The sequence below is a fragment of the Kitasatospora sp. NPDC051705 genome, from assembly GCF_044453265.1.
Lineage (GTDB): Bacteria > Actinomycetota > Actinomycetes > Streptomycetales > Streptomycetaceae > Kitasatospora.
On sequence record NZ_JBITCO010000001.1, the window covers coordinates 416,532 to 441,630 of the forward strand.

Below are 25,099 nucleotides of genomic sequence, written 5' to 3' on the forward strand. Positions count from 1 at the left end.
CCCGTGACCATCCGCAGTCTCCGCACCCTGCTGGCGGACGACCCCGACGTCGGCGCCGGCAACGTCCTGACCACCCGGCTCGCCCTCGGCCTCGGCCTCGACGAGCCGCTGCTGACCTTCGACACCGCGGTGGACGGCCACCCGGCCTGGCAGCCCTTCACGCTGCGCGAGCTCGACCGCGCCGTCCGGGCCCGCGCCGCCGCCCTGCACGGCCTCGGCATCACCCGCCGCGACCCGGTCGTCGTCTACGCGGGCGACGCCGCCGACCACGTGCTCGCCTTCCTCGCCCTGGCCCGGCTCGGCGCCGTCCCCGCGCTGCTCAACCCCAACCTCGACGGCGAGCGGGCCGCCCGCTACATCGCCCGAATCGGCGCGGTCGGCGTGCTCGCCGACCCCGCACACCTGGCCGCCCTCGCCGACCACGACCCCGGCGCGCCGCTGCTCCCCGAGATCGGCACGCTCGGCGCCGCCGACCCGGACGACGCCCCGGCGCCCTACCGGCACTGGTCCGGCGACCCGGTCGCGATCACCCACTCCTCCGGCACCACCGGCATGCCGAAGGCCGTCGTCCACTCGCACGCGAGCCTGTACGCAGCGATCCGCCACCGGCTGCGGCTGCCCCGCCCGCAGGGGCAGGAGCGGATGCTGAGCGCACTGCCCGCGCCGCACGCCGCCACCCTGATCGCGCTCAACCTCGCGCTCAGCTCGCACACCCGGCTCGCCGTGCTGTCCGGGCAGTCCGGCGCCGGGGTGCTGGACGCCGTCGAGCAGTGGCGGCCCACCGGCGTCGTCGGCTTCGCCGCCACCTGGGCCGACCTCGCCCACCACGACCTCGCCGCCCGCGACCTCTCCTCCGTCGCCCTCTGGTGGAACACCGGCGACTGCGCGCACGAGGTGCACATCCGCCGCCTGATCGCCACCGGCAGCCGGGAGTCCGTCACCCGCGCCGGCCGCACCCGCACACCCGGATCGCTGTTCGTGGACGGGCTCGGCTCCACCGAGATGGGCCACTCGCACTTCTTCATCACCCACGGCCCCGGCACCGAGCGCTACGGTCGCTGCGTGGGCCGCCCGCACGCCTTCGTCGACTGCGAGGTGGTCGGCCCGGACGGCGAACCGCTCGGCCCCGGCGAGGTCGGCGAACTCGCCACCGCCTCACCGACCCTGGCCCTCGGCTACTGGAACGACTCGGCGACCACCTTCCGCACCAGGATCCGCGGCCGCTTCCTCACCGGCGACCTGATGTACCGGGACGAGGAGGGCTACTACTACCACGTCGACCGGGCCGTCGACTCGGTCGAACTCGGCGACGGCAGGCGCCTGTTCACCGCCATGTCGGAGGAGCGGGTGCTGGCCGCCTGCCCCGACGCGGCGGACTGCACGGTGGTGGCCGTCCGCGACGGCGAACGGGTCGTCACCGACGTGCTGCTGATCCTGGCCGAGGGCGCCGACCGGGACGCCGACCGCACCGAGGCGGTCGTCGCAGCCCTCGACGAGGCCGCCGCCGCCACCGTCCGCCAGGTGCTGGTGGTCTCCGGGAGCGACATCCCGCTCGGCCCGACCGGCAAGGTCCGCAAGGTGCTGCTGCGCGAGCGCTACCTCGCCGCGGTGCAGGCATGAGCGCCCGCCCGGGAGCCGTCGTCACCGGCATCGGCCTGGTCTCACCGCTCGGCCGCAAGCCCACCGAGGTGTTCGAGGCGCTGACGGCCGGCCGCTCCGGCCTGCGCGCCGTCCCCGAGGGCCACCCCGCCCACGGCTGGCTGCCCGCCGCCGGGATCGCCCCCGCCGTGGACGGCCGGGAGGTGCTGCCGCCGACCGAGACCCGCTGCGTGGACCGCTTCGTCCTGCTCGCCCTGGCCGCCGCCGACGACGCGCTCGCCGACGCCGGCCTGGTGGTCGGCGAGGGCGTCGACCCGCACCGCACCGCCGTGGTACTGGCCACCGGCGGCGGCGGGCTGGAGACCTTCGAGCAGCAGTCGCACCGCCGCCTGGAGCGCGGCCGCCCCGGCGTCAGCCCGTACCTGCTGCCGGGCATGCTCTCCAACATGGCCACCGCCCGGATCGCCATCAAGCACGGCATCCGCGGCTACAGTTCGGCCGTGGTGACGGCCTGTGCGGCCGGCGCCCAGGCCGTCGCCGAAGGGCTGCGGCTGATCCGCTCCGGCGACGCGGACGTCGTGGTCTGCGGCGGCACCGAGTCCTCGCTGCACCCGACCATCGCCGCCGCCTTCACCAACGCCCGGGCGCTCGCCCAGGGCTGGGAGCAGCCCGAGCAGGCCAGCCGCCCGTTCGACGCCCGGCGCAACGGCTTCGTGCTCGGCGAGGGCAGCGCCGTCCTCGTCCTGGAACGCGCCGCGCACGCCGACGCCCGCGGCGCCGCCGGGTACGCCGACGTCATCGGCTGGGGCGCCTCCACCGACGCCCACCACCCCACCATGCCCCGGCCGGACGGCGCCGGCGCCGCCGACGCGATGCGCGCCGCGCTCGCGAACGCCGGCCTGGCCCCGGGCGACATCGACTACGTGAACGCCCACGGCACCGGCACCAAGCTCGGAGACGTGGCCGAGACCGCCGCGCTGCACGCCGTCTTCGCCGGCCGGCCGCCCGCGGTCAGCTCCACCAAGGGCTCCACCGGCCACCTCCTGGGCGCCGCGGGCGCCCTGGAGGCGGCGGTGACCGCCCTGGCGGTGGCGAGGGGGACGCTGCCGCCGACGCTCAACCTGCACGACCCCGACCCGGCCTGCGACCTGGACCACGTCCGGGGCGCGGCCAGGACCGCACCGGTGCGCGCCGCGCTGAGCAACGCCTTCGCCTTCGGGGGCCACAACCTCAGCCTGATCCTCGGCCCGGCGTCCACCCGGGCCGCCCGCTAGGGCTTGTCCGGCGGACCGGACCGGCGTCCACCAGGACCGCCCGCCGGGGCCCGTCCGACCAGCCCGAGCCCGCCCTTCCCATCCCTCCGGGGGGAGATCCCGTTGTCCATCCAGACCATCACCCACGTCGAGTACCACTGCTCCGACGCCGACAAGACCGCCGCCGGCCTCTGCGCCGACTTCGACTTCACCGCCGACCCGCCGGTGACCGCGCCGGACGGCACCCGCACCGTCCGGCTGCACCAGGGCTCGATCCGCGTGCACCTGGCCTCCGCCGCCGACCCGGGCCACCCGGTGGCCGAGTTCGTCGCCCGGCACGGGGACGGCGTCGCCGTCCTCGCCCTGTCCTGCACCGACCCGCAGGCCGCGCTCGAGCGCGCCGAGCGGCACGGCGCCCGCGTGCTGGACCGGGCCGGCGGGCTGATCGCCGGTTTCGGCGACACCGCCCTGCGCCTCGTCCCGGAGCGCCAGGCCGACGCCGGGGAGGCCCCGGGCCTGCTGGACGCCCTCGACCACGTCGCGATCTGCGTCCCGGCGGGCGAACTCGCCGACGCCGTACGGTTCTGCGAGGCCGCGCTCGGCTTCCACCGGATCTTCGGCGAGTACATCGAGGTCGGCGAGCAGGCCATGGACTCCAGCGTGGTGCAGAGCGCCTCCGGCGAGGTCACCTTCACCCTGATCGAGCCGGACACCAGCCGCCGGCCCGGCCAGATCGACGAGTTCCTGTCCTCCCACGACGGCGCCGGCGTGCAGCACCTCGCCTTCCGCACCCGCGACATCGCCACCGCCGTGCGCACCGCCCGGGCCCGCGGCGTGGAGTTCCTGAGCACCCCGGGCGCCTACTTCGACGCCCTCGCCGAGCGGTTCGGCACCACCGCCATCCCGGTGGAGACCCTGCGCGACCTGCACGTGCTGGTCGACCAGGACCACGGCGGCCAGCTGTTCCAGATCTTCGTCCGCTCCACCCACCCGCGGCGGACGTACTTCCTGGAGCTGATCGAGCGTCAGGGCGCCGGCACCTTCGGCACCGCGAACATCAAGGCCCTCTACGAGGCCGTCGAACGGCAGAGCTCCGCCGCCTCCGTCTGACCGCCGGATCCCGAAGAAGGAGGCACCACCCGTGACCACCGTCACCGAGTTCCACCTCACCGACGCCGAACGCGACCTGCTGCCCACGCCCGAGGAGGTCGCCCACTACCGCGAGCACGGCTGGTACCTGTCCCGCCGGCTGTTCTCCGACGAGGAGCTGGACACCCTCCAGGCCGCCACCGAGCTGTACTACGCCGGCGCACGCGACCGCGAACTGCCCGTCCGCCCGCCCAGACTGGCCTCCTGGGAGCCCTCGCACGGCCCCGTCCAGCGGCACAACGACTACGTGCACTACGAGAGCGACGCCATCGGCGCGATCCTGCGCAAGCCCCTGGTCGGCGCGGTGGCCGCGCTGCTCGCCGGGGCCGAGGAGATCCGGATCTTCCAGGCGACCCTGATCTACAAGCCCCCGGTGCCCGGGGAGCCGAGCAACCGGGTGCCCTGGCACTTCGACAAGCACTACTGGCAGACCTCGACCTCCGAGGAGATGCTCACCGCCTTCATCCCGTTCCACGACTGCGGGGAGGAGAACGGCACCATCACCATGGTCGACGGCAGCCACCGCTGGCGGGAGCTGGACTCCGGCGAGGACTCCACCCGGCACTTCGCCGACCGCGACCGCGGCGAGCTGGACGGCATCCTGGCCGCCAACGCCGCCCACAACGGGCAGCAGGTGCGCACCGTCCCGATGGAGATCCCGCGCGGCCACATGTCCTTCCACCACTGCCGCACCTACCACGGCAGCGGCCCCAACCTGGCCGCGTTCCCGCGCCGGGCCGTCTCGCTGCACCTGCAGGACGGCGCCAACGCGTACCGCCGGCACGCCAGGGCCGACGGCGAGCCTGTGGTGTACAACCACGACGTGCTGGTGCGCCGCACCGCGGACGGCCGGCCCGACTACGCCGACCCGCGGTTCTGCCCGACGGTCTGGCGGGGCACCCGGTGACGGCCTCCCCCGGTCCCGCCGCCGGGGCGGCCGGACCCGGCGGGACGGCGCCGCTCGGGACGCCCGCCGAGCGCTACCGGATGCTGCGGCTGATCCGTGGCTTCGAGGAGCTGGCGCTCGGCCTGGTCCGGGCCGGCGCGATCCCCGGCGGCATCCACCCGTACATCGGCCAGGAGGCCGTCGCGGTCGGCGTCTGCGCGGCGCTCGGCCCCGGCGACCGCCTCACCAGCACCCACCGCGGGCACGGCCACGTCCTGGCCCGCGGCGCGGCGCCCGACCGGCTGCTCGCCGAACTCGCCGGCCGGGTCGACGGGTTGAACGGCGGCCGGGGCGGCTCGATGCACGCGGCCGACCTCTCGCTCGGCATCCTCGGCGCCAACGGCATCGTCGGCGCCGGCGCCCCGATCGCGGTCGGCGCCGCCTGGGCGGCCCGGCAGGCCGGCGACGGCCGGGTGGCGGTCGCCTTCTTCGGAGACGGCGCGCTCAACCAGGGCGTGCTGCTGGAATCCTTCAACCTCGCCGCGATGTGGCGCCTTCCGGTGCTGTTCGTCTGCGAGAACAACGGCTACGCCACCACGCTGCCCGCCGCCACCGCCGTCGCGGGCAGCGCGACCGGGCGGGCGGCCGCCTTCGGCATCCCCGCCGAGGAGGTGGACGGCATGGACACCGAGGCCGTGCGCGCCGCCGCGCTGCGCGCGGTCGACCGGGCCCGGGCCGGCGGCGGCCCCGGCTTCCTGGAGTGCCGCACCTACCGCTACGAGGGCCACCACACCATGGAACGCCGGATGAAGCTGCACTACCGAACCCCCGAGGAGGTGGCGGCCTGGCGCGCCCGGGATCCGCTCCCCCGGGCCGCCGCCCTGCTGGACGCCCGGGCCGTCGCCGGGATCGACGAGGAGGTCGCCGGCCGGCTCGCCGTCGCCGAGGACTTCGCGCTGGCCTCCGCGCACCCCGACCCGGCCAGCGCCCTGGACCACCTGTACGCCGACGGTCTGCGGCCCCGGGCGGGGGCGGTGGCATGACCAGGCTCTCGTACACCAAGGCGCTCAACCGGGCGATCGCCGACGAGCTCGCCGCCGACCCGGCGGTCTGCGTGTTCGGCGAGGACATCGGAGCCGGCCTGGCCGGGCCCACGCTCGGCCTGCTGGACCGCTTCGGCCCCGGTCGGATCGTCGACACCCCGCTGTCCGAGCAGGCCTTCACCGCGATGGCGATCGGCGCCGCGCTCGCCGGGCGGCGCCCGGTGCTGGAGTTCCAGATCCCTTCGCTGCTGTTCCTGGTCTTCGAGCAACTCGTCAACCAGGCACACAAGTTCTCGCTGATGACGGGTGGTCAGGCGGCCGTCCCGCTGACCTGCCTGGTGCCCGGGTCGGGCTCCCGGGACGGCTGGGCCGGGCAGCACTCCGACCACCCGTACAGCCTGTTCGCACACGCCGGGGTGAAGACCGTGGTGCCCGCCACCCCGACCGACGCGTACGGGCTGCTGCGCTCGGCGATCCGCGACCCGGACCCGGTGGTGGTGTTCGCCCCGGCCGCCGCCCTGCCGGTGCGCGAGACCGTCACCCAGGAGCTCGAAGCCGTCCCGCTCGGCAGGGCCCGGATCCACCGGCACGGCACCGACGTGACGGTCGTCGCGGTGGGGCACCTGGTGCACGACGCGCTCGCGGTGGCCGAGGAGGTCTCCGGGACGATCTCCGTCGAAGTCCTCGACCCGCGCACGCTCCACCCCCTAGATTGGGCCGCGCTCGCCGCCTCGCTGGAACGCACCGGTCGGCTGGTGGTCCTCGACGACTCGAACCGCAGCTGCGGCCTCGCCGCCGAGGTGCTGGCCACCGCCGCCGAGGAGATGCACCTGATCGCCCCGCCCCGCCGGGTCACCCGCCCCGACGGTGCCGTCCTGCCCTTCGCCCCCGCCCTCGACCGTGCCCTGCAGCCCGGCCGCGAGCAGCTGCGCCACGCGCTGCACGCCGTCATGAAGCAGCCCTGAAGCAGCCCTGCCCCACCCCCTCTCCCCCGCATTCCCCCCGAACAGAAGGAGTCGACGTGTCCACCAACCGCTACCACTGGGACCGTTCGCACCCCGGCCTGACCAGCCTCCAGCAGGCCATCGACCCGCTGCGCCGCGAGGTGGTCGGCCACACCGTCTACGGCGGGCTGACCAGCATCGGGCGCGTCCGCACCTTCCTGGACAGCCACGTGTTCGCCGTCTGGGACTTCATGTCGCTGCTGAAGAGCCTGCAGCGCGACCTCACCTGCGTGGACGTCCCGTGGGTGCCGAACGGGCCCACCGCCAGCCGCCGGCTGATCAACGAGATCGTGCTGGTGGAGGAGAGCGACGAGCTGGGCGAGGGCTACACCAGCCACTTCGAGCTCTACGTCGAGGGCATGCGGCAGGCCGGCGCCGACCCGCGGCCGGTCGAGGAGTTCCTGGGCCTGCTGGGCGCCGGCACCGCAGTCCCGGAGGCGCTGAAGGCCGCGGCCGTCCCGCAGGCCGCGGCCGACTTCACCGGCACCACCTGGTCGATCATCGAGAACGCGCCGGTGCACTGCCGGGCCGCCGCCTTCGCCTTCGGCCGCGAGGACCTGATCCCCGACATGTTCGCCCAGGTGGTCGGCATCGACGACCCGGACGGCGTGCTCACCGTCTTCAAGGACTACCTGGCGCGGCACATCGAGGTGGACGGGGAGCAGCACACCCCGATGGCGATGCAGATGCTGATCGACCTGTGCGGCGACGACCAGGCCAAGTGGGACTCCTGCGCCGAGACCGTCCGCACCGCGCTGCGCGCCCGGGTCGCGCTCTGGACGGCCATCGAGGCCGCCTTCGCCTGACGCACCGCCTCCGAGAATGTCCTGACGATCCGTCAGATCACCTTGGGGACCGCCGCGGCCGACGTGGGCAGCTCGTCGGCCGCGGCCCGGAAGCGGTGCAGCGCGGCCCGGCCCTCCGCCCCCCGCACCCGGGCGGCGAGCCGGGCCGGCAGCACGACGGTGGTCAGGAAGCCTGCGCCACCGAACCCCTCGACCGTCCAGCTCACCCACGGGAGCGGGTAGTTGGCCGTCGGGCTGAAGAACACCGGGCGGTGGCCCTGGAAGCTCACCCGGTAGGCGCCGAAGCGGCTCCAGTTGGAGAAGCTGAACCGGCGCGCCTGCGGGTCGAAGCCCAGCGGGACGCAGTCGCGCAGCCGGTCACGGCCGAGCGAGGCCAGGAAGTCCAGGTTGGCCCGCAGGTTGAGGTGGGCGGTCGGGAACTCCTCGACGGCCGCCCGCAGTGCGCCGGCCAGCGCCGCCGGGCCGTCCTTGGGCTGGTGCGGCAGGTGGACGTCGCCCAGCAGGTTGCCCACCAGGGCGGGCGAGAGGCCGAGCCAGCGGCGGGCGTTGACCGGGACGGTCAGCCAGCGCTCGGCCCCGTCGCCGTCCAACTCCCGCAGGGTGCAGACCACGTGGGCGCAGAGCACGTCCCCGGAGGAGAGCCGGCGCCCGGCCGCGGCACTGAACTCCTCGCGCATCCGCTCGACCTCGGCGTCCGTGAAGAGGATCTGGACGGTCCGGTTGGCGCGCGGCCCGGCCGCCACCTCGCGGGCCAGCAGCTGCGCCTCCTCCTCCCCCGGCACCCGGAAGCCGGGCCGCCCGCAGTCCGACTCCGGCAGCACTCCGGCCAGCAACGCGTCCTGGTCCTCGACCAGTTCGGCCTCCGGCAGCTCCTCCCCCTCGACCGCCGCCGACCAGATCCGCAGCAGCAGCATGAAGCTGTGCAGGTCGCCGACCGCGTGGTGCCAGGAGCAGCCCAGCACGGTGCCGCCGTCGCCGGTGCGGGTGACCCGCACGGTGAACAGCGGGGCGCCGCCGGTGCGGGCGGCCGGGGCGTCCACCGGGTCGGCCAGGTCGGAGCCGGGAGCCGTCACCCGGCCCATGGCCTCGGCGAGCGTGCCGTCCACGGTGTAGAGGTCCAGCGGGACGCCGGAGTCGTCGCAGACCGCCTCCAGGACGCCGTCCACGGTGCGCAGCCGCCCGGCGAAGACCGGCACCCGCTCCAGGGCGCGGGCCAGGCCGGCGGCGAGCCGCTCGTCGTCCAGCGGCCGGTCGAAGCAGAGGACCACCGAGACGGCGAGGTCGGCCAGCATGGTGTCCATCAGTCCGCAGCGCAGCACCGTGCCCGGGGCACGGCCGGCTCTGACGGTCCGGGACAGGCGCAACTGCGGCCAGATACTCATGCGTTCCGTCCCCGGTGGTTCGGCGGGTGGCTGCGGGCACGCCGAACGATAGTGCCGCGCCGTCACAGTGGTCCAGTCCAATCCCGCGATCCGGGAGGCCCGCCCTCCGGAAGGCCGTGAGGCCGTCCCGGCGATAGAATCCGACCATGGGAGAGCGCCCCGGCGCGTCCGTCGCGCCGCCCCTCGTCCTGGTCACCGACACCGAGTCGCAGCTGATCGAACCGACCCGGGCCTACCACCTGGGCCGCGACCCGACCAGCGAGATCGTGCTGGACGACCCCCGGGTCTCCTGGCACCACGCGGTGCTGCGCGCCGACGACGGCCACTGGCTGCTGGAGGACGTCGGCAGCACCAACGGCACCTTCGACGAGGGCCACCGGGTCGACCGCGAGGACGTCGGCCCCGGGACGAGGCTGCGCTTCGGCGACCCGGCCGACGGCCCCTCCGCGACCTTCGCCGGCCTGCCCCGCCCGGACCCGGGCGAACGGACCTCGCTGCTCGCCCCGCAGTCCTCCGGCACCTTCCGCAGCCCCAGCGCGGTGATCCAGCTGCCCGACCGCACCGTGCGGATCGGCCGCTCCGACGACAACGACCTCGTCCTGGACGACCTGGTGGTCTCCCGCCACCACGCCGAACTGCGCGAACTGCCCGACGGCGGGCACGAGATCGTCGACCTCGACAGCCACAACGGCACCTACCTCAACGGCCGCCCGGTGCGGCGCGCGCCCGTCGGACCGGCCGACATCGTCGGCATCGGCCACTCCGCGCTCTGCCTCTCCGACGGCCGCCTGGTCGAGTACACCGACACCGGCGAGATCTCCCTGGACGTGCAGCACCTGGTGGTCAGGGTCGGCCCCGACCACCGGGTCCTGCTGGACGACATGAGCTTCCCGCTCCCCGAGAAGGCCCTGCTCGCCGTCGCCGGACCGAGCGGCGCCGGCAAGTCCACCCTGCTCAACGCGCTCACCGGGCTGCGCCCCGCCGACGAGGGCACCGTGCTGTACGACGGCCGCGACCTCTACCGCGACTACGCGGAACTGCGCCGCCGGATCGGCCTCGTCCCGCAGGACGACATCCTGCACACCCAGCTGACCGTGCGGCGCGCGCTCTCCTACGCCGCCGAGCTGCGCTTCCCCGGCGACACCGCCAAGCACGAGCGCGAGGCCCGGGTCACCGAGGTGATCCAGGAACTCGGCCTGGCCGAACGCGCCGACCAGGTGATCGCCAGCCTCTCCGGCGGCCAGCGCAAGCGGGTCAGCGTCGCGCTGGAGCTGCTGACCAAGCCCTCCCTGCTCTTCCTCGACGAGCCGACCTCCGGCCTCGACCCGGGCATGGAGCGCTCGGTGATGCACATGCTGCGCGGGCTCGCCGACGACGGCCGCACGGTGGTCGTGGTGACGCACAGCGTGCTGAGCCTCAACGTCTGCGACCGCCTGCTGGTGCTCGCGCCGGGCGGCCGCACCGCCTACTACGGCCCACCCGGCGAGGCCCTGGAGTTCTTCGGCTTCGAGGAGTGGCCGGAGGCCTTCGAGGCCTTCGAGAGCGAGGACCACGAGGCCTGGCAGCGCCGCTTCCGCGCCTCCCCGCAGTACCGGCGCTACGTGGCCGCCGAGTCCGTCCCGGCCGTTCCGGTGCCCGCCGTGCCGCCGCCCGGCGCGCAGGCGCCCTCGATCGGGCGGGAGAAGCCGCAGGGCTGGTTCGCCCAGCTGGGCACCCTCGTGCGGCGGTACACCGCCGTGCTCGCCGCCGACCGGCTCTTCCTCACCATCATGGTGGTGCTGCCCTTCGTGATCGGCCTGATGTGCCGGGTGATGGCCGGCAGCCGGATCACCCCGGACAACGCGGTCAACTGCCTGCTCACGCTCTGCATCGGCGGCCTGCTCACCGGCGCCGCCAACTCGGTGCGCGAGCTGGTCAAGGAGCGGGCGATCTACCGGCGCGAACGCGTGGTCGGACTGTCCCGGTCGGCCTACCTGGTGTCCAAGGTGGTGGTGCTCGGCACGGTCACGGTCGGTCAGGCCGTGGTACTGACCGTGGTCGGACTGGCCGGGGTCGACCTGTCCTTCGCGGTGCCGACCGGAGTGGTCATGCCGCAGCTGCCCGAGCTGATCATCGCGGTCGCGCTGCTCGCCTTCTCGGCGATGATGCTCGGCCTGGTGGTCTCGGCCGTGGTGGAGAAGGAGGAGGCCACCATGCCGCTGCTGGTGCTCCTCTCCGTCGTCCAGATCGTCTTCAGCGGGCTGATGCTCAAGCTGCACGGGGTGCCCGGGCTGGAGCAGTTCGCCTGGCTGATCCCGTCCCGCTGGGGACTCTCCGCGATGGCCCGCACCATCGAACTGCACAGCATCTTCCCGACCAACATCACCGTCGACCCGATGTTCCGGCACGAGCGCGCCGGCTGGCTCTTCAGCATGGCCGTGCTGCCCGCCCTGTCCGTCGCCTACGGCCTGGCCGTGCTGGCCCTGCTGCGGCGGCACGAGCCCGCCATCATGCGGCGGTGACGGCGGCCCCGGGCTGGACCGGACCGCCGCCGGTAGAGTGGGAGACAGACCTGTGCTGCGAATCGTGCCGCGCGCGGCCGCGGCTCGCGCGGCGGAGGAAATGTAGCCGCCCATGGACGAGTTCGCGTTCCGCCCCACCCACGTCGCCCCGCCGGCCGGGATGGCCACCTGGACGGCCCCGGACCCGGCCCGGCCCTCCGCCCGGCTGGACGCCCTGCTCCCGGTGCGCCTGCTCTCCCGGCAGGGCGACTGGGCGCAGATCCTCTGCTCCAACGGCTGGTCCGCCTGGGTGGACGGCCGCCTGCTGATCACCCTGCCCGACACCCCGCCCGCCGTCGGCGGCCCGCCCGCCCGCACCGCCGACCCGCGCCCCGCGCTCGCCGACGCCGAGTCCGCGCTGGCCCGCTACCGGACCCTGCTGGAGGACCTCGCGGCCGGTTCGCTGGACCTGGAGACGTTCCGGGACCGGGCCCGCGGCCTGCGGATCGGGCTGGTCGTCGAGGGCGAGGCGCTCTGGGTGTTCGACCCGGTGCACGACCGGTGGTGCTACTGCGACGGCCTCCAGCTGCAGACGTACGCGGCCACCGACCGGCCCGCACCGACCCCCGCGCCCACGCCGCGGCCCTCGCCCGCCCCCGGGCCCGCCCCGCAGGAGCCCGCGCAGGGCCCGTACGCGCCGACCAGGGCGGTCGACCTGTGAACCCGACCGAACCGGCCGACCGGCGGCCGCCCGACCCGCCCCCCGACCCGTCCCCCGACCCGCTGCCGGAGGGGCCCGCCGGCCGTCCGCCCGGGCCGCCCCCGGAGGGGCCGCCGGACGGGCCGACCGACCAGCTGTCCGCCCCCAGCCTGCCGGCCGGCATGGTCGGGCGCCGGATCGCCGGCTACCGGCTCGACGGGGAGATCGGACGCGGCGGCATGGCCGTGGTGTACCGGGCCAAGGACCTGCGGCTGCGCCGGACCGTCGCCGTCAAGCTGCTCGCCCCCGAACTGGCCCGCAACGAGGTGTTCCGCCAGCGCTTCATGCACGAGTCCGAGGCCGCCGCGGCGATCGACCACCCGCACATCATCCCGGTGTTCGAGGCCGGCGAGCACGAGGGCATCCTGTTCATCGCGATGCGCTACGTCGAGGGCGGCGACCTGCGCGGCCTGCTCAACCGGGGCGGGCCCTTCCCGATCGAGCGGGCCGCCCGGCTGGCCCTGCAGATCGCCTCCGCACTGGACGCCGCGCACGACCACGACCTGGTCCACCGCGACGTCAAACCGGGCAACGTGCTGGTCGCCGCCGGGACGGACAGCGAGCACCCCGAGCACCTGTACCTGGCGGACTTCGGGCTCACCAAGAAGTCCCTCTCGCTGAGCGGGCTGACCAGCGTCGGCCAGATCGTCGGCACCCTCGACTACGCCGCGCCCGAGCAGATCTCCGGCAAGCCGCTGGACGGGCGCTGCGACCAGTACAGCCTCGGCTGCGTGGTCTTCGAGATGCTCGCCGGCACCCCGCCGTTCCGCCGGGAGAGCGACCTCGCCCTGCTCTGGGCGCACCTCAACGACCCGCCGCCCGAGCTGCGCACGCACCGCCCCGACCTGCCCGCCGCCGCGGCGGCCGTGATCACCCGGGCGCTCGCCAAGGCGCCCGCGGAGCGGTACGCCAGCTGCCTGCAGTTCGTCGCCGAGCTACGCGCGGCCAGCGCCGCGGCGCCCGGCCGGGGCGACGGCGCGGAGCCCTGGAACGGGGCCGGGCCGCCCACCCAGGTCGTCCCGGTGGCCGCCGGGCCCGGCCCGGGGCCGGGCGCCGTGCCCGAGCCGCCGGCCTGGGCCGCACCGGTGGTCCACCCGCCGCCGCGGTGAGCGCTCCCGACCCCCGCCCCGGCCGTCCCGCCCGCCGGGTCGCCCGCCGCCCGCACCGCCCGCCGCCGTCCCGAGGAGTCGCACCCATGAACGCCGTGAGCCAGGTCTTCGCCATGCTCGCCGCCGCGATCCACCTCATCGCGTGGCCGCTGGAGAGCTTCCTGTACGGCCACCCCCGGGTGCGGTTCCTGCTCACCGGCAGCACGGCGGACGCCCCGGAGGTGCGGCTCTGGCGCTTCAACGTCGGCTTCTACAACCTGTTCCTGGCGCTCGGCCTGGTCGCCGGACTGGTCCTCCTGCACACGGACGGCCACACCACCGCGGGGCGAGCGGTGATCAGCTACATCGGGGCGTTCCTGGTGGCCGGCGGCATCACCCTGTTCGTCTCCGAGCGCCGGCTCTGGCGGGTGGCCCTGGCCCAGGCCGTCCCGGCGGCGGTCGTCCTGCTCGCGCAGGCGTTCTGAGCCACCCCTCCCGCCGACGCCGGGCCGCCCGCCGACGCCACCCCGCCGGCCGGCGCCGGGCCGCTGCCGCCCGGCGGCCTCCCGTGCGGCGCGTTTCGCCCGCCCGCGCCGCGGCAACAATCCGCCTGCCCCCGCGACGCGCGCGGCGGCGGACTCCCGGGGGTGGCGGGCATGGCGCGGTCGTCGATCGGCGAGCGGTACGTGGTGAGCATCGGCTGCCGGGTGGCCGTGGAGCGGGGGCCGGCCACCACGACCGTCCGGTGGAGCGTGTCCCACCTGCCGCCCGGCGGATCGCCCCGGCCGGCCGCCGGGCGCCGGGACGTCGGACTGATCTGCCCCCGCTGCACGCAGGCCTTCTCGGTGCGGGTGGAGAGCGCGGGCCGGGCGCGGGGCAAGCAGCTGGTCCAGCGGGTGCTGGGCTGGCTGCTGGTCCTCTCGCTGCTGGTCACCCTCCCGATGCTGGTCCACCTCGGCGGGCAGACCGTCGAGGAGGGGGACGACCGGGCCGTCGACACCATCGGGGTCCTGGTCGCGCTGGCGGCCGCCGGGGTGGTCGTCGGGCCGTCGCTGCTGGCCACCGCGAAGCTGCACAGCGGGGTCGGCCGGCTCCGGCGGATCCGGGAGGGCGGCGGCCGCACCGTCCGGGTCCGGGGCCACCGGCTGTTCTGACGCCGGCACCGGCCGCCGGGCCCGCCGGGCCGTCAGCCCGGCGGGCCCGCCGCGTCCGCCGGCCGCGCCGGGTCGGCGACCTCGCCCCGGCGGCCCGTCCGGGCGGCCAGCAGCGCGCCCAGGGCGCCGGTGAGCAGGCCCCAGCCCGCGGCGAGCGGGACGGCCGTCAGCAGCACCGGTTGCAGCGTGAGGCTGCCGCTGCCCAGCCCGGACAGCGGGTTGGTGCCGCCGAGCACGCTGCCCAGCAGGTCGCCCAGGCCGCCCTCGCCGACGCCCACCCCGAGGACGGACAGGCCGTAGCTCGCGTCCACCCGGGTCCAGAGGCCGACCAGGAGCATCGTGACCGCGGCGGCCAGGGCGAAGCGGACGGCGTGCTGCCAGAGCGGGACGCCGCGCGGCGAGCGGTGGGCCGCCAGGAACCCGGCGGCGAGCATCAGCACCGCCGCCAGCGGCAGCAGCCACCAGCTGCGGGCGTCCTGGTCGGCGAGGGTGCCCAGGTCGACGGTGGCCGTTCCGCCGCCCGGGGCGCGCAGCACCTCGGCGAGCGGTTCGGGCACCGGTAGGCCGAGCGCGCCGTCGAGCCGCCCGTGCCACTCCGCGCCCAGCCCGACGCCGAAGGCCATCCAGACCAGATTGGGCAGCGCGAGCAGCACCACCGCCATGGTCTGCCTGGCGTTCCCGTGCACGACCGCGGTCAGCACCCCGGCCACCACCCCGATCGCCACATAGCCGAGCAGCACCGCCCAGAGCGCGAACGCGGCTGGGCGGACGGCCAGTTGGTAGCGCACCAGGGAGCGCGGCAGCGGTGCCCGGCGGGACACCGCGAAGGTCCCGGCGAGGACGGCGAGCAGCCAGGCCAGACCGATCCCGATCGTGCTCGGGGCGTCCGCGTGGAAACCGACCTCAGGGGTGAGCCCGAGCGCGCCGCCGATGGACTGCACCAGGTCGTTGCCGAGCGGGACGGTGAAGGTGTGCCGGGCGCCGAGGGTCAGCAGGACCAGGGCGACCAGCCAGAGCGCCACCGTCCGGGCGATCCGGCCGAGCAGCTCACCGCCCGCCGCCACCGCGCGGAAGCGCAGCTGACGCAGGAACACCTCGGCCATCACCACCGCGCCGGCCAGCGAGACGGACAGCGGCATCGCACTGATCCCGGCGTCCAGCGCGGCGAACTGGCCCGCACCACCGTCGAGTTGGACGGAACCGCCGACGGCCAGGGCCAGCGTCGCGGCCAGCACCGACGGGAACCCACCGCCCGGCAGGTCGTTCGCACCGGCCAGCCAGAGGCCCAGCGCGGCCACCGCCGCCATCGCGGCGACCCCGGCCAGCACCACGGCGAGCGCGTCGAGCCAGCCGCGCAGGGCGCCGGGCGGGCCCGCGACGCGGGGCGTGGGCTGCTGCATGGGGCCTCCTCGGTGCGTGGGGCTTCGCGTCCCAGAGTGGCCGACGCCCGGCGGGCACGCTCGGCGGGCGGTCCCGACGGACGGTCCCGACGGGCGGCGCCGACCGGCGACCCCCGGCGCCCCCGGCAGGCGGTTCGCGGGGCGCGACCGGCGGCGGCGGCACCGACCCGGACGGCGGGCACGCTCGGCGACGCCGGCCGCACCTGCTGTTGCGGCCGCCGGGGAGCCGGGGGGAAATGGAACCCCAGTGGCAGGAGATCCCCTTGTCGGCGCGCCCGCCGGCCGCCTGCGAAACGGAGCCCCGATGAGTTCCCAACCGCCCCCGCCCGGCCCGCCGAGCGAGCCGCCCTTCGGCCCGCCGTCCGGGCCCCCGTCCGGCCCGCTGTCGGGCCCCCAGTCCGGCGGGGGCACGGCCGGTCCGCCGTCCGGCTCCTCCGGCTCCTCCGGGATGTCCGGGCCGCCGTCGGGGCCGGGCGGTCCGCCGTCCGGGGGCGGCCGCGGGCCGCACAGGCCGTGGTGGCGCTCCGGGAAGGGCCTCGCGCTGGCCGCGGGCACGGTGGTGGTGGCCGTGCTGGCCACGGTGCTGATCGTCAACAACCAGGGCGGCCACAACGACGCCGTGCCGGCCGCGAACGAGGTCGCCCTGCAGGCCCCGTCGGATCCCGGACCGGACCCGTTCACCCCTTCGGTGGAAACCCAGGCGGTCGCCGCGCCCGCCCCGCAGCCCGCGACCTCCCAGGGGCAGCAGCCGGCGCAGAGCGGCAAGCCGACGAGCGGCTCCCCGGCCACGCTCCACAGCGTGGAGGGCAGCTCCGCCGGGCTGTACGGCGGGACGATGAACAAGCCCAGCTGCGACACCGAACGCCTGATCACCATGGTCTCCGCCGGGGACGGCGGGCGGGCCTGGGCCTCGGCCGCGGGCATCGAGCAGTCCGCCATCCCCTCCTACCTGCGGTCGCTCACCTCGGTCTACCTGCGGGTGGACACCCGGGTGACCAACCACAGCTACAAGTCCGGCGCCGTCACCGAGTACCAGAGCGCGCTGCAGGCCGGCACCGCCGTGCTGGTCGACGCCCAGGGCGTGCCCCGGGTCCGCTGCTCCTGTGGGAACCCGCTGAAGCCGCCCGTCCTGGTGAGCAACGCCAAGTACACCGGGAAGGCCTGGACGGGCTTCCAGCCGACCACGCTGGTGGTCGTGGTGCCGGCGCCGCAGCCGGTCACCGAGATCGTCCTGGTGAACATCGAGACGGCCGGCTGGTTCGCCCGGGTGACCGGGCAGATCAAGGTCGTCGACAAGCGCGTGGAGCAGCCCAAGGGTCCGCTGGCCCCGGGGGTGCCCCCGCCGTCGAAGATGACCCCGACCACGGCGCCCGCGACGTCCTCGTCCTCCTCCGGGACGACCTCCGGGTCCGGCTCACCCAGCACCTCGGGCGCCACCTCCTCCGGCGCCACCTCCTCGGGTGCGACCAGCTCCGGCGCGACGTCCTCCGGCGCCACCTCCTCGGGTGCGACCAGCTCGGGTGCGACGAGCTCCGGCGCGACCAGCTCGGGTGCCACCTCCTCCGGCGCGACCAAGTCCGGTGCGAGCAGCTCCGGCGCGACCTCCTCCGGCCCCACCTCGTCGACCTCCTCGGCCTCCAGCGTCAAGACCACCGCCACCGGCAGCACGTCCGCGGGAACCGCCGCCGGCAGCACGAAGGCCACCGCGGCGGCGACCACCGGAACCACCACGGCCCACACCCCCACGGCGACCTGCGTGACCAGCGTGCCCGCCACCGGGACGACCCTGCCGCCCTGCCCCACCACCTCGGCCGCGACACCCTGACCCGGCCCGGCCGGACCGCCCGGACCGCCGCCACCGACCCCACCGCGGGCCGGTGGCGGCCCGCGGTGGACAGAAGTTGACAGTTCGTCAGAACCACCACCCTGGCCCCTGCGGCGCGATGTGCGGCCGGTATCGTCCGGGCCATGAGGGAACTCTTGGCGCGGGCGTGGTCCCTTCCCCTGGCGGGCTCGGCGGTCTCGCTGCTGGTGCTGTGCTGGAGCCTGTTCGCGGCCTCCGCGCAGTGGCGGGCCGCGAGCCGCATCGACGCCGCGCCGTTGCGGGTGGACGGAACGGTCAGCGCCGTGACCCTCCGCAAGGGCGGCTGGCTCTACACCGTCACCTACACGGTCGGCGACCGCGGCTTCAGCACCACGGCGCTCGGCCTCAAGCGGGTCGAGCACCCGCAGGTCGGCACGACCGTGCCACTGGAGGCGGCGGCGGACGACCCGGCGACCGTCCGGGTGGTCGGCGACCGCTACCCGAACGAGGACATGCCGGCGACCTACGTGCTCGCCGCGGTCGCCGCGACCGCCGTCCTGCTCTGGTCGGCCGGCCGGCTCGTCCGCCGCGCCCTGGCCGGGCGGGGTCCGACTCCTATCCTGTGACGGCCAGTTCGGCCACCACCGCGCGGTGGTCGGCGCCCGGCACGGTGTGCTCGGAGACCGATACGGCCGTCAGCGCCGACCCGTGCAGGACGTGGTCGATCTGGATCACCGGCGGCAGGTAGGGGAAGTCTGCGTTGTCCTCGGGCCAGGTGGGCCGGATGCCGCCGCCCAGCTCCTCGTGGGTGTCGGTGAGGCCGGTCGCGAGCAGTTCGCGCATCGGGGCGTGGTCCAGGGTGGCGTTGAAGTCCCCCAGGAACACCGCGGTGCGGGGGGCGCCCCGGGCCGCCGCGCGCAGCCCCGCGAAGTCCTCCCCCCAGCGGCGGGCGTCGCCCAGCGGGTAGTAGGTGTGCACGGCGGTCAGCCGCACCTGCCTGCCGCCGACCGTCACCTCGGCCGCGAGCTGGGCCCGGGCGGCCGCCGGGGCCGAGGCGTCGACCGGGGCCAGCGGCAGGCGCGAGTACAGGGCGGTGTCGCCGTCGATCCTCCGGTGCGGCAGCAGGTCGGCGATCCCCGCCCGGTCCATGGCCTCGGCCGTCGCGGTCCGCAACTCCTCCACCGCCAGCACGTCCACCCGCTGCTCACGCACCAGCCGCACCAGCGCGGCCGCGTCGGCCTGCCCCAGGTACGCGTTGCTGGTGGCCACCCGCAGCCGCGGCGCGTCGGCCGCCACGCTGCCCCCGTCGGCCACGAACCTGGGCGCCAGCCAGCAGAGTTGCACCACCGCGAGCAGGCCGGCCACGGCCGCCACCCACCAGGAGCGCAGCGCCAGCAGCACCCCGAGCAGCAGCAGGGTGCCGAGCGCGGCGTACGGCAGCAGCACCATCGGCAGGGCCAGCACCGTCCCGTCGTCCGCCCCGGTCACCCGCACCGCGACCAGCCCGGCCGGCAGCACGAGGGCGACCCCGCACGTTCCCACGAGACCCGTCCGCCACCAGCTCCCACCGGCCACCACGTACCCCTCCCGTCACCGTTTCCTCTCAGGACGAAGGGTCCCCGGGTGCGGTTCCGGCCGTCGGCCGGCCCGGCGGCCGGCGGGGCGGCGCAGCGGGGCGGAGGGCAGCGGGGCGGCGGACGGCCTTGCGGCGGACGACGGGGCGGTGTCCGCCGCGCCGCCCGCCCCGCGGCCCGGTCAGTCCACGCACGGGATCCCGCCGGCCTTCACCGCCGGCCCCTGCATCGGCAGGCCGGCGGCCGGGTCCGCGGCGGGGTCGGCGGGCGGCGTGGTGGCGGCGCCGGGGGCCGGGGTCCGGGTGGCGGCCAGGGTGAGGAGGACGTGGCCGGGCGCCACGCCGGCGCCCGGGGCCGCCGTGACGCCGTAGCGGGTGGCGAGCTGCTGGGCGTCGGCCTTGGCACCGGCGCCGTAGGTGACGGTGGTGGTCCTGGCGCGGGCGGCGGTGTCCCCGATCCGGCCGGCCTGGTAGCCGAGTTCGGTGAGGGCCCTGGACTCGGCGGCGGCCGCGCCGGCGCCCGCCGCGGCGTTGACGTCGACGACGGCTCTGGCGGCGGTGCCCGGTGTGGCGGCCGGTGTCGTCGGGGCGCCGGGCGGCGGGGCGGCGCTCTCGGCGGCCGGCTCGGAGGGCGCGGGCGCGGCCGGGGCGGGGCCGGGCTCGCGGGTGGAGAAGAGCTGCCGGACGATCTTCCGGATCAGGTCCGGGTTGACGGTGTTGACCTCCTGGCCGCCGACGTTCTTGAACCCGGTGATCGGCAGGGTGTTGAACTCGACGTTCCCGCCGGTCAGGTTGGGCGCCTGCTGGGCGAAGTCCAGGATGTTCCACTCGTTGTCGATGACGACGTCCTTCTTCACCACCCCGAAGAGCTTCTGCATCTGCCCGAGGTCGTTGAGGACGCCCTGCTGTTTGAGCCGGTACTCGACGGAGGAGATGAACGCCTGCTGGCGGTGGGTGCGGTCGAGGTCCCCGTTGGTGAGGTGGTGCCGCTGGCGGACGAAGGACAGGGCCTGCGCGGCGTTCAACGAGCTGATGCCGGCGGGCAGTTTGAGCCCGGTGCCGCCGCCCTCGTGGGTGGCGGTGCGGGCGGTGATCGGGTCGTCGACGGGGTGGTTGAGGCAGACCTTGATCGGCTCGACGGCCTTGGCGATGTCGTAGAAGCCGATCAGGTTGACCTCGGCGAAGTGGTCGATCGGGACGTCGAGGAGGCTCTGCACGGTCTGGATGGTGGCGGAGCGCCCGGCCTCGCGGCTCTGCCGTTCCAGGTCGGCCTTGGAGAGACCCTTGCCGGCGAGCTTCAGTTCGGCGGCCTCCTTGGCGATGCCGTAGGCCTCCTTGATCTTGTGCATCCTGCCGTCGGCCCCCACGGTCTGCACGTAGTCGTCGCGCGGGACGGAGAGCGCGGTCACCTTGCCGCCGTCGGCGGGGATGTGCAGGACGATCAGGGCGTTGGTGTTGTAGCCGCCGATCTCGCTGGAGCCGGCGTGCAGTTCCTCCTCGACGAACTGCTTGGGCAGGTCGTTGCCGTCCATGTCCTTGCGGCTGTCGAGGCCGATCAGCAGCAGGTTCACCGACTTGTCGAGGTGCGGCGGCGCGTTCTTCTTGGCCTCGCTGAGCGCGGCGGACTTGATCATCCCGTCGTCGAGGCTGCGGTACTCGTACCAGGTGAAGCCGCTGGCGCCGAGCACGGCGATGGAGACGGTGCAGGCCAGCGTGCGGCCGGCCACGGTGAGCGGGGCGGGGCCGCGGCGCGGGGCACGGCCCCGCGGGCGGGGGCGGGGGCGCTGAGTGCGTTCAGCCACGGCGGCTCCTTCCGGTCGGGGGGTTCACGGCGCCGGTCCGGGCGCGGTCCAGGGCGACCCGGACGGCGACGGCCAGCAGGGCGGCCCCGACGGCGGCGGCCATCACCGGGAACGCCCCGACCACCCAGCGCAGCGCGCCGGTGCCCAGCCGCCGGCCCTGGTAGGCGTCCGGGTGCCACAGGTACTCGGTGCCGGACGCGCCGAGCAGCACCACCACCGGCGCGGCGGTGACGACCCACCAGCGCCCGGCGCGGCTGCACAGCGCGGCCGCCGCCCCCGTACCGGCGACGGCGCCGAGCGCGAACAGCACGCCGACGCCGGGGCCGCCGAGCTCGTCGAGGGCGCCACCGAGCAGGGGCAGGCCGACGGCGGCGAGCGGCACCGGCCAGCCGCCGCCGCGGCGGACCGGCGGGCGGCGCCGGGTCGCTCCGGCGCGCCGGGCGGGGGCGGCGGCCGGGCCGGGCCCGTCCGGGTCGGCCGCCCGGGTGCGCTGCGCGGGGACGGCGGGGTCGTCGGTGCGCCGTCCCGCGTCCTGGTACGGCGTTCTCGCCCGCTGCCCGGCCATGCGCACTTCCCTCGGTCGATTCGGCTGCCACGGCGCGTGCACGCCGTCCTGCGTGCCGGGACGCGGTCGTCCCGGCGGCGACTCCCACCGGCTCCGGTCCGGTGGAGCCCGGACCGGAGCCGACCGACCCATTTCAGCAAAGTCACCCGCCGACTTCCGGGAGGGCGAAGCGCCTGGTGGGCCGTCGTGAGGACGGGCATGATCCCCGCCACGTCGGCACACCATCAGGAACGCGCCAGAGGAGCGGAGCGTCACCATGTCGGAGGGTCCGGAGGACCTCGCGGACGGGGCGGCCGGCCTCGGCCGCGGCCACGGCGGGGTGGTCGGGCGGCGCCCGGCGGAGGTCGGCGACGTGGGCGACGACCGCACGGACGGCAGGTGCGACGGCGTCTTCGACACCGTTGTCGAGCATCCGCGGGAGCTCCCGGGCGGCCTCGACGGGGCGCACGGGCCCGCCGAGTAGCCTGCAACGGGGCACGATCACCGGTGCGAGGGTCGCACACGGGTACGGGACGACGGGGAGGGCCGGAAGCGGTGAGCGAGGAGCAGCAGGGGCCGCGCTGGGGGCGCTGGCTGGTCGTCGGCGTCCTGGTCGCGGCCGGCTGGGGCATCGTGCGCGGCGGTGGCCATCCGACCGACCCGGTGCCGTCCGGCGCCCCGTCGACGTCCGCGCCCGCCGACGCGGGCCGGGCCCCGGGGGCCGCCGACGGGCCGTCCGCGTCCGCCGCGCCGGCGAAGCCCTCGAAGCCGTCCGGGCGCTACGACCCGGCCGACTACGCGGCCCCGGTGCGCCGGTTCGCCGCCGAGGCCGGGGTCAACCCCCAGCTGCTGATGGCGATCCTCTACAACGAGTCCTACAAGCCGCACGACCCCGAGCTCGAACGGGCCTGGCAGCGCGGCAAGCCGGACGCCTCCTTCGGCATCGCCAACATGCACCGCGCCGCCTTCGACGACACCAAACCGGGCCGCCCGTTCGCCTCCCGGCAGTGGGAGGAGCTGCCCGACGACCGCGACCTGGCCGTCCAGGCCGCCGCCTGGCACCTGCACGACCTGGCCGCCCAGCTGCCGGCCCGCGTGAGTGCGCCGCTGAACCACGACGAGCTCCTCGCGCTGGGCTACAACGCCGGCGCCGGGAACATGCTGGCCTTCGCCCGCGGCGTCAAGGTGGGCGCGCAGGCGCAGTCCTACCTCGACCGCCTGCACGACAACTGGGCGAAGTCGGGCACCGCCGTGCAGTGAGGCCTGCCGCGGCCCGCGGGGCGGACCGCCCCGGGTGCCCGAACGCGGGGCCCGGGGCGGGCGGCGCGGCGGCCCCGGGCCGGGGCCGCCGCGGTGTCCGTCAGCTGGCGCCGAGGCGGGCGGTCCACGCGGCCCGCCAGGCGAGGGCGTCGGCGACCCCCTCGGCGATGCCGCGCTGCGGCTTCCAGCCGAGCAGCTCGCGGGCGGTGTCGACGGCGGCGTAGCAGCCGATCACGTCGCCGGGGCGCGGCCCGGCCTCGCGGACGTCCAGCTCGGCGCCGACGGCCTGCTCGAAGGCGGTGACGAGCTCCCGGACGGTGGTGCCCTCGCCCGTCCCCACGTTGACGACCCGGTAGCGGTCCGCGGCGCCGTCGGCGATCACCTCGTCGAACCGGGTGAGCGCCGCGACGTGCGCCTCGGCGAGGTCCTGGACGTGGATGTAGTCGCGGATGCCGGAGCCGTCCCTGGTCGGCCAGTCCACGCCGGTGACGGTGAACGGGGTGCCCTCGGTGTGCGCCTCGATCAGCTTGCCGAGGACGTGGGTGGGCTGCAGGTTCTGCAGGCCGGTACGGAGCTGCGGGTCGGCGCCGATCGGGTTGAAGTACCGCAGGGCGATCACCCGCTGCCGCTCGGCGCCCTCCCCCCGGGTCCAGTCCTCGAGGACCTGCTCCATCATCTGCTTGGTGCGCGCGTAGGGGCTGCCGGCGTCGACCGGGCTGCTCTCGTCGACCCGGGCGTCCGGGGTGGGCGCGTAGATGGAGGCGGAGCTGCTGAAGACCACCCGGGTGCAGCCGTGGCGCTGGAGGGCCTCCAGCAGCTCGACGGTCTTGGCGACGTTCTCCCGGTAGTAGTACAGCGGTTTGGCCACCGACTCCGGGACGACGATCCGGGCCGCGCAGTGCACGGTGGCGTCGATGTCGGGGTGCTCGGTGAAGATCCGCTCGAGCAGCGCGGCGTCGGCGATGTCGCCCCGGTAGAAGACCCGGCCCTCGACGAACTCGGCGCGGCCCTGGGAGAGGTCGTCGAGGACGACCGGGGTGACGCCCCGGTCCAGCAGGGCGGAGGCCACCGTACTGCCGATGAATCCCGCACCACCGGTGATCAGGACCTTCTTCATGCGCGGACGCTCCCTCGCGGTCGGCCGGGCGCCCGGTGGCGCCCGGTGACCACTGGGACGGTGGTTCGGGCCCGATGGTTCCCCGGCGGGCCGGCGACGGCCCGCCCGGGGGGGGGTGTTTACGGCCGCGAGCGGGGGGGGTGCTACGGCCGCGAGCGGCGGCGGAGCCAGAAGCCGGTGGCGACCAGCAGGACGGCCGCGACGGCGGTGCCGATGGCGGCCCAGGTGGCGGAGTCGGGGGTGTCGGCGGAGTCGGCGCCGCGGGCCGGGTCGGTGCCCCCCGCGACCAGCGGGACGGCCGGAGCGGTCGAGCCGGTCGGGGCCGTCGAGCCGGTGGCCGAGCCGGTCGGAGCGGTCGTCGGGGCCGTCGAACCGACGCCGACGGTCGGCCGGGGTATCGGCGGGGCCGGGCTCGGCGTGGTGCCCGTCGTGCCCGTCGAGCCTGTCGAGCCTGTCGTACCCGTCGAGCCTGTCGTGCCCGTGGTACCCGCCGGGCCCGTGCCCGGCCCGGTCGCGCCGGTGGAGCCCGTCAGCGGCGGGTCGCTGATCACCGCCTGCTCGACGTCGAGTTCGCGCTCGGCGTGCCCCAGCGAGGGGAACGCACAGTCGACGGTCACCCGCCAGTGGCCGGCCGGGACGATCTCCCGGGTGGTGTACGTGCCCGGCTCGCCCGGGACGGCGACCAGGCGCCAGGGGCCGATCGAGCGGCCGTCCGGGGAGGTCGCGGACAGCGAGCCGGCGAACTCCTCGGTGACGAGGTCGTGGTCGTTCTCCCAGGTGGCGACGGTGGTCACGTGGCCGTTGCGCTGGCCGGAGACGTCGAGGTGGACGGTGTCGCCGTGGGCGGCGGCCGGTGCGGCTGCGGGCAGCAGGGCGGCGAGGGCGAGGGCGGGAGCCAGGGCGGCGACGAGGGGGCGGGTTCGCATGGCGGGCATTCCTCGTGGGTGGGGGCGGGGAGCGGCAGCGCCGGGCCCGGACGCCACCGTGGGGTGGTG

23 protein-coding genes are annotated in these 25,099 nt (G+C 75.7%); 16 read left to right on the forward strand and 7 right to left on the reverse strand.

Annotated elements, in window-relative coordinates; translation table 11 throughout:
• The first annotated feature begins 3 nt into the window (after positions 1-3).
• The 7 genes from ACIA8Q_RS01960 (at position 4) to ACIA8Q_RS01990 (ending at position 7,740) form a co-directional block, all read left to right on the forward strand.
• The gene (locus ACIA8Q_RS01960; protein WP_360221857.1) at positions 4-1,620 is read left to right on the forward strand and encodes a class I adenylate-forming enzyme family protein; all 1,617 of its coding nucleotides are present in this window, start codon (positions 4-6) and stop codon (positions 1,618-1,620) included.
• Complete coding sequence (locus ACIA8Q_RS01965) at positions 1,617-2,873, forward strand: beta-ketoacyl-[acyl-carrier-protein] synthase family protein (protein ID WP_360221860.1); 1,257 nt, start codon at positions 1,617-1,619, stop codon at positions 2,871-2,873. Before ACIA8Q_RS01960 ends, ACIA8Q_RS01965 begins: the two co-directional genes overlap by 4 nt.
• A 102-nt stretch (positions 2,874-2,975) precedes the next feature.
• On the forward strand, positions 2,976-3,962 hold the full coding sequence (hppD, locus tag ACIA8Q_RS01970) for a 4-hydroxyphenylpyruvate dioxygenase (RefSeq protein ID WP_360221863.1): 987 nt from the start codon (positions 2,976-2,978) through the stop codon (positions 3,960-3,962).
• A gap of 31 nt (positions 3,963-3,993) precedes the next feature.
• Positions 3,994-4,908, forward strand: a complete 915-nt coding sequence (locus ACIA8Q_RS01975) for a phytanoyl-CoA dioxygenase family protein (protein WP_360221866.1) — start codon at positions 3,994-3,996, stop codon at positions 4,906-4,908.
• Positions 4,905-5,930: a thiamine pyrophosphate-dependent dehydrogenase E1 component subunit alpha gene (locus tag ACIA8Q_RS01980; RefSeq protein WP_396316602.1), complete on the forward strand. Its 1,026-nt coding sequence runs from the start codon at positions 4,905-4,907 to the stop codon at positions 5,928-5,930. The genes ACIA8Q_RS01975 and ACIA8Q_RS01980 overlap by 4 nt, the downstream gene beginning before the upstream one ends.
• Positions 5,927-6,895, forward strand: coding sequence for a transketolase C-terminal domain-containing protein (locus ACIA8Q_RS01985; protein WP_360221871.1), 969 nt, complete (start codon positions 5,927-5,929; stop codon positions 6,893-6,895). Before ACIA8Q_RS01980 ends, ACIA8Q_RS01985 begins: the two co-directional genes overlap by 4 nt.
• 56 nt (positions 6,896-6,951) lie before the next feature.
• The gene (locus ACIA8Q_RS01990; RefSeq protein WP_360221874.1) at positions 6,952-7,740 is read left to right on the forward strand and encodes a DUF3050 domain-containing protein; all 789 of its coding nucleotides are present in this window, start codon (positions 6,952-6,954) and stop codon (positions 7,738-7,740) included.
• Between the two features lie 32 nt (positions 7,741-7,772).
• On the opposite strand, the gene ACIA8Q_RS01995 is transcribed toward ACIA8Q_RS01990, so the two are convergent.
• On the reverse strand, positions 7,773-9,122 hold the full coding sequence (locus ACIA8Q_RS01995; RefSeq protein ID WP_360221877.1) for an acyltransferase: 1,350 nt from the start codon (positions 9,120-9,122) through the stop codon (positions 7,773-7,775).
• A gap of 146 nt (positions 9,123-9,268) precedes the next feature.
• Here ACIA8Q_RS01995 and ACIA8Q_RS02000 point away from each other — a divergent pair, with 146 nt between their 5' ends.
• The 5 genes from ACIA8Q_RS02000 to ACIA8Q_RS02020 all read left to right on the forward strand — a co-directional run bounded on the left by ACIA8Q_RS02000 (position 9,269) and on the right by ACIA8Q_RS02020 (position 14,604).
• Positions 9,269-11,623 (forward strand): FHA domain-containing protein, encoded by a 2,355-nt coding sequence (locus ACIA8Q_RS02000; RefSeq protein WP_360221880.1) that lies wholly within the window; start codon positions 9,269-9,271, stop codon positions 11,621-11,623.
• A 112-nt stretch (positions 11,624-11,735) separates the two neighbouring features.
• Positions 11,736-12,323, forward strand: coding sequence for a hypothetical protein (locus ACIA8Q_RS02005; RefSeq protein ID WP_360221883.1), 588 nt, complete (start codon positions 11,736-11,738; stop codon positions 12,321-12,323).
• Between the two features lie 161 nt (positions 12,324-12,484).
• A complete protein-coding gene (locus ACIA8Q_RS02010) occupies positions 12,485-13,471 on the forward strand; it encodes a serine/threonine-protein kinase (RefSeq protein WP_360221892.1) in 987 nt (328 codons plus the stop codon).
• Positions 13,472-13,557: 86 nt separating this feature from the next.
• Positions 13,558-13,935, forward strand: coding sequence for a DUF1304 family protein (locus ACIA8Q_RS02015; RefSeq protein ID WP_360221886.1), 378 nt, complete (start codon positions 13,558-13,560; stop codon positions 13,933-13,935).
• A gap of 171 nt (positions 13,936-14,106) precedes the next feature.
• A complete protein-coding gene (locus ACIA8Q_RS02020; RefSeq protein WP_360221889.1) occupies positions 14,107-14,604 on the forward strand; it encodes a hypothetical protein in 498 nt (165 codons plus the stop codon).
• Positions 14,605-14,636: 32 nt separating this feature from the next.
• Here the strand turns inward: ACIA8Q_RS02020 and ACIA8Q_RS02025 are convergent, their stop codons facing one another.
• Positions 14,637-16,004 (reverse strand): streptophobe family protein, encoded by a 1,368-nt coding sequence (locus ACIA8Q_RS02025; RefSeq protein ID WP_363364572.1) that lies wholly within the window; start codon positions 16,002-16,004, stop codon positions 14,637-14,639.
• Positions 16,005-16,308: 304 nt separating this feature from the next.
• On the opposite strand from ACIA8Q_RS02025, the gene ACIA8Q_RS02030 reads away from it, so the two are divergent.
• Positions 16,309-17,829: a DUF6777 domain-containing protein gene (locus ACIA8Q_RS02030; RefSeq protein WP_360220572.1), complete on the forward strand. Its 1,521-nt coding sequence runs from the start codon at positions 16,309-16,311 to the stop codon at positions 17,827-17,829.
• A gap of 143 nt (positions 17,830-17,972) precedes the next feature.
• Complete coding sequence (locus tag ACIA8Q_RS02035) at positions 17,973-18,434, forward strand: hypothetical protein (RefSeq protein WP_360220575.1); 462 nt, start codon at positions 17,973-17,975, stop codon at positions 18,432-18,434.
• Here the strand turns inward: ACIA8Q_RS02035 and ACIA8Q_RS02040 are convergent.
• From ACIA8Q_RS02040 to ACIA8Q_RS02050, 3 genes are all read right to left on the reverse strand, one after another.
• Complete coding sequence (locus ACIA8Q_RS02040) at positions 18,424-19,350, reverse strand: endonuclease/exonuclease/phosphatase family protein (RefSeq protein ID WP_360220578.1); 927 nt, start codon at positions 19,348-19,350, stop codon at positions 18,424-18,426. The two genes, ACIA8Q_RS02035 and ACIA8Q_RS02040, sit on opposite strands and share 11 nt — an antisense overlap.
• Positions 19,351-19,563: 213 nt before the next feature.
• A complete protein-coding gene (locus ACIA8Q_RS02045; protein WP_396316603.1) occupies positions 19,564-21,183 on the reverse strand; it encodes an LCP family protein in 1,620 nt (539 codons plus the stop codon).
• Positions 21,176-21,748: a DUF6542 domain-containing protein gene (locus tag ACIA8Q_RS02050; protein ID WP_360220584.1), complete on the reverse strand. Its 573-nt coding sequence runs from the start codon at positions 21,746-21,748 to the stop codon at positions 21,176-21,178. The genes ACIA8Q_RS02045 and ACIA8Q_RS02050 overlap by 8 nt, the downstream gene beginning before the upstream one ends.
• A gap of 256 nt (positions 21,749-22,004) precedes the next feature.
• Here ACIA8Q_RS02050 and ACIA8Q_RS02055 point away from each other — a divergent pair, with 256 nt between their 5' ends.
• Both ACIA8Q_RS02055 and ACIA8Q_RS02060 read left to right on the forward strand, forming a co-directional pair.
• Positions 22,005-22,211, forward strand: a complete 207-nt coding sequence (locus tag ACIA8Q_RS02055; RefSeq protein ID WP_360220587.1) for a hypothetical protein — start codon at positions 22,005-22,007, stop codon at positions 22,209-22,211.
• Positions 22,212-22,282: 71 nt separating this feature from the next.
• On the forward strand, positions 22,283-22,987 hold the full coding sequence (locus ACIA8Q_RS02060; RefSeq protein WP_360220590.1) for a lytic transglycosylase domain-containing protein: 705 nt from the start codon (positions 22,283-22,285) through the stop codon (positions 22,985-22,987).
• 100 nt (positions 22,988-23,087) lie between these two features.
• Here the strand turns inward: ACIA8Q_RS02060 and galE are convergent, their stop codons facing one another.
• Together galE and ACIA8Q_RS02070 are read right to left on the reverse strand one after the other, a co-directional pair.
• Positions 23,088-24,104: a UDP-glucose 4-epimerase GalE gene (galE, locus tag ACIA8Q_RS02065; RefSeq protein ID WP_360220593.1), complete on the reverse strand. Its 1,017-nt coding sequence runs from the start codon at positions 24,102-24,104 to the stop codon at positions 23,088-23,090.
• A 143-nt stretch (positions 24,105-24,247) separates the two neighbouring features.
• Complete coding sequence (locus ACIA8Q_RS02070; RefSeq protein WP_360220596.1) at positions 24,248-25,030, reverse strand: hypothetical protein; 783 nt, start codon at positions 25,028-25,030, stop codon at positions 24,248-24,250.
• Between the last annotated feature and the right edge of the window lie 69 nt (positions 25,031-25,099).

What these genes read in the sequence shown, in the direction of transcription:
- ACIA8Q_RS02055 (WP_360220587.1), top strand. Translation starts at nt 22,005, where the DNA reads ATGTCGGAGGGTCCGGAGGACCTCGCGGACGGGGCGGCCGGCCTCGGC.
- ACIA8Q_RS02025 (WP_363364572.1), bottom strand. Translation starts at nt 16,004, where the DNA reads ATGCAGCAGCCCACGCCCCGCGTCGCGGGCCCGCCCGGCGCCCTGCGC.
- ACIA8Q_RS02050 (WP_360220584.1), bottom strand. Translation starts at nt 21,748, where the DNA reads ATGGCCGGGCAGCGGGCGAGAACGCCGTACCAGGACGCGGGACGGCGC.
- ACIA8Q_RS01985 (WP_360221871.1), top strand. Translation starts at nt 5,927, where the DNA reads ATGACCAGGCTCTCGTACACCAAGGCGCTCAACCGGGCGATCGCCGAC.
- galE (WP_360220593.1), bottom strand. Translation starts at nt 24,104, where the DNA reads ATGAAGAAGGTCCTGATCACCGGTGGTGCGGGATTCATCGGCAGTACG.
- ACIA8Q_RS02035 (WP_360220575.1), top strand. Translation starts at nt 17,973, where the DNA reads ATGAGGGAACTCTTGGCGCGGGCGTGGTCCCTTCCCCTGGCGGGCTCG.
- ACIA8Q_RS01965 (WP_360221860.1), top strand. Translation starts at nt 1,617, where the DNA reads ATGAGCGCCCGCCCGGGAGCCGTCGTCACCGGCATCGGCCTGGTCTCA.
- ACIA8Q_RS01995 (WP_360221877.1), bottom strand. Translation starts at nt 9,122, where the DNA reads ATGAGTATCTGGCCGCAGTTGCGCCTGTCCCGGACCGTCAGAGCCGGC.
- ACIA8Q_RS02030 (WP_360220572.1), top strand. Translation starts at nt 16,309, where the DNA reads ATGAGTTCCCAACCGCCCCCGCCCGGCCCGCCGAGCGAGCCGCCCTTC.
- ACIA8Q_RS02005 (WP_360221883.1), top strand. Translation starts at nt 11,736, where the DNA reads ATGGACGAGTTCGCGTTCCGCCCCACCCACGTCGCCCCGCCGGCCGGG.
- ACIA8Q_RS02000 (WP_360221880.1), top strand. Translation starts at nt 9,269, where the DNA reads ATGGGAGAGCGCCCCGGCGCGTCCGTCGCGCCGCCCCTCGTCCTGGTC.
- ACIA8Q_RS02070 (WP_360220596.1), bottom strand. Translation starts at nt 25,030, where the DNA reads ATGCGAACCCGCCCCCTCGTCGCCGCCCTGGCTCCCGCCCTCGCCCTC.
- ACIA8Q_RS02010 (WP_360221892.1), top strand. Translation starts at nt 12,485, where the DNA reads ATGGTCGGGCGCCGGATCGCCGGCTACCGGCTCGACGGGGAGATCGGA.
- ACIA8Q_RS02015 (WP_360221886.1), top strand. Translation starts at nt 13,558, where the DNA reads ATGAACGCCGTGAGCCAGGTCTTCGCCATGCTCGCCGCCGCGATCCAC.
- ACIA8Q_RS02020 (WP_360221889.1), top strand. Translation starts at nt 14,107, where the DNA reads ATGGCGCGGTCGTCGATCGGCGAGCGGTACGTGGTGAGCATCGGCTGC.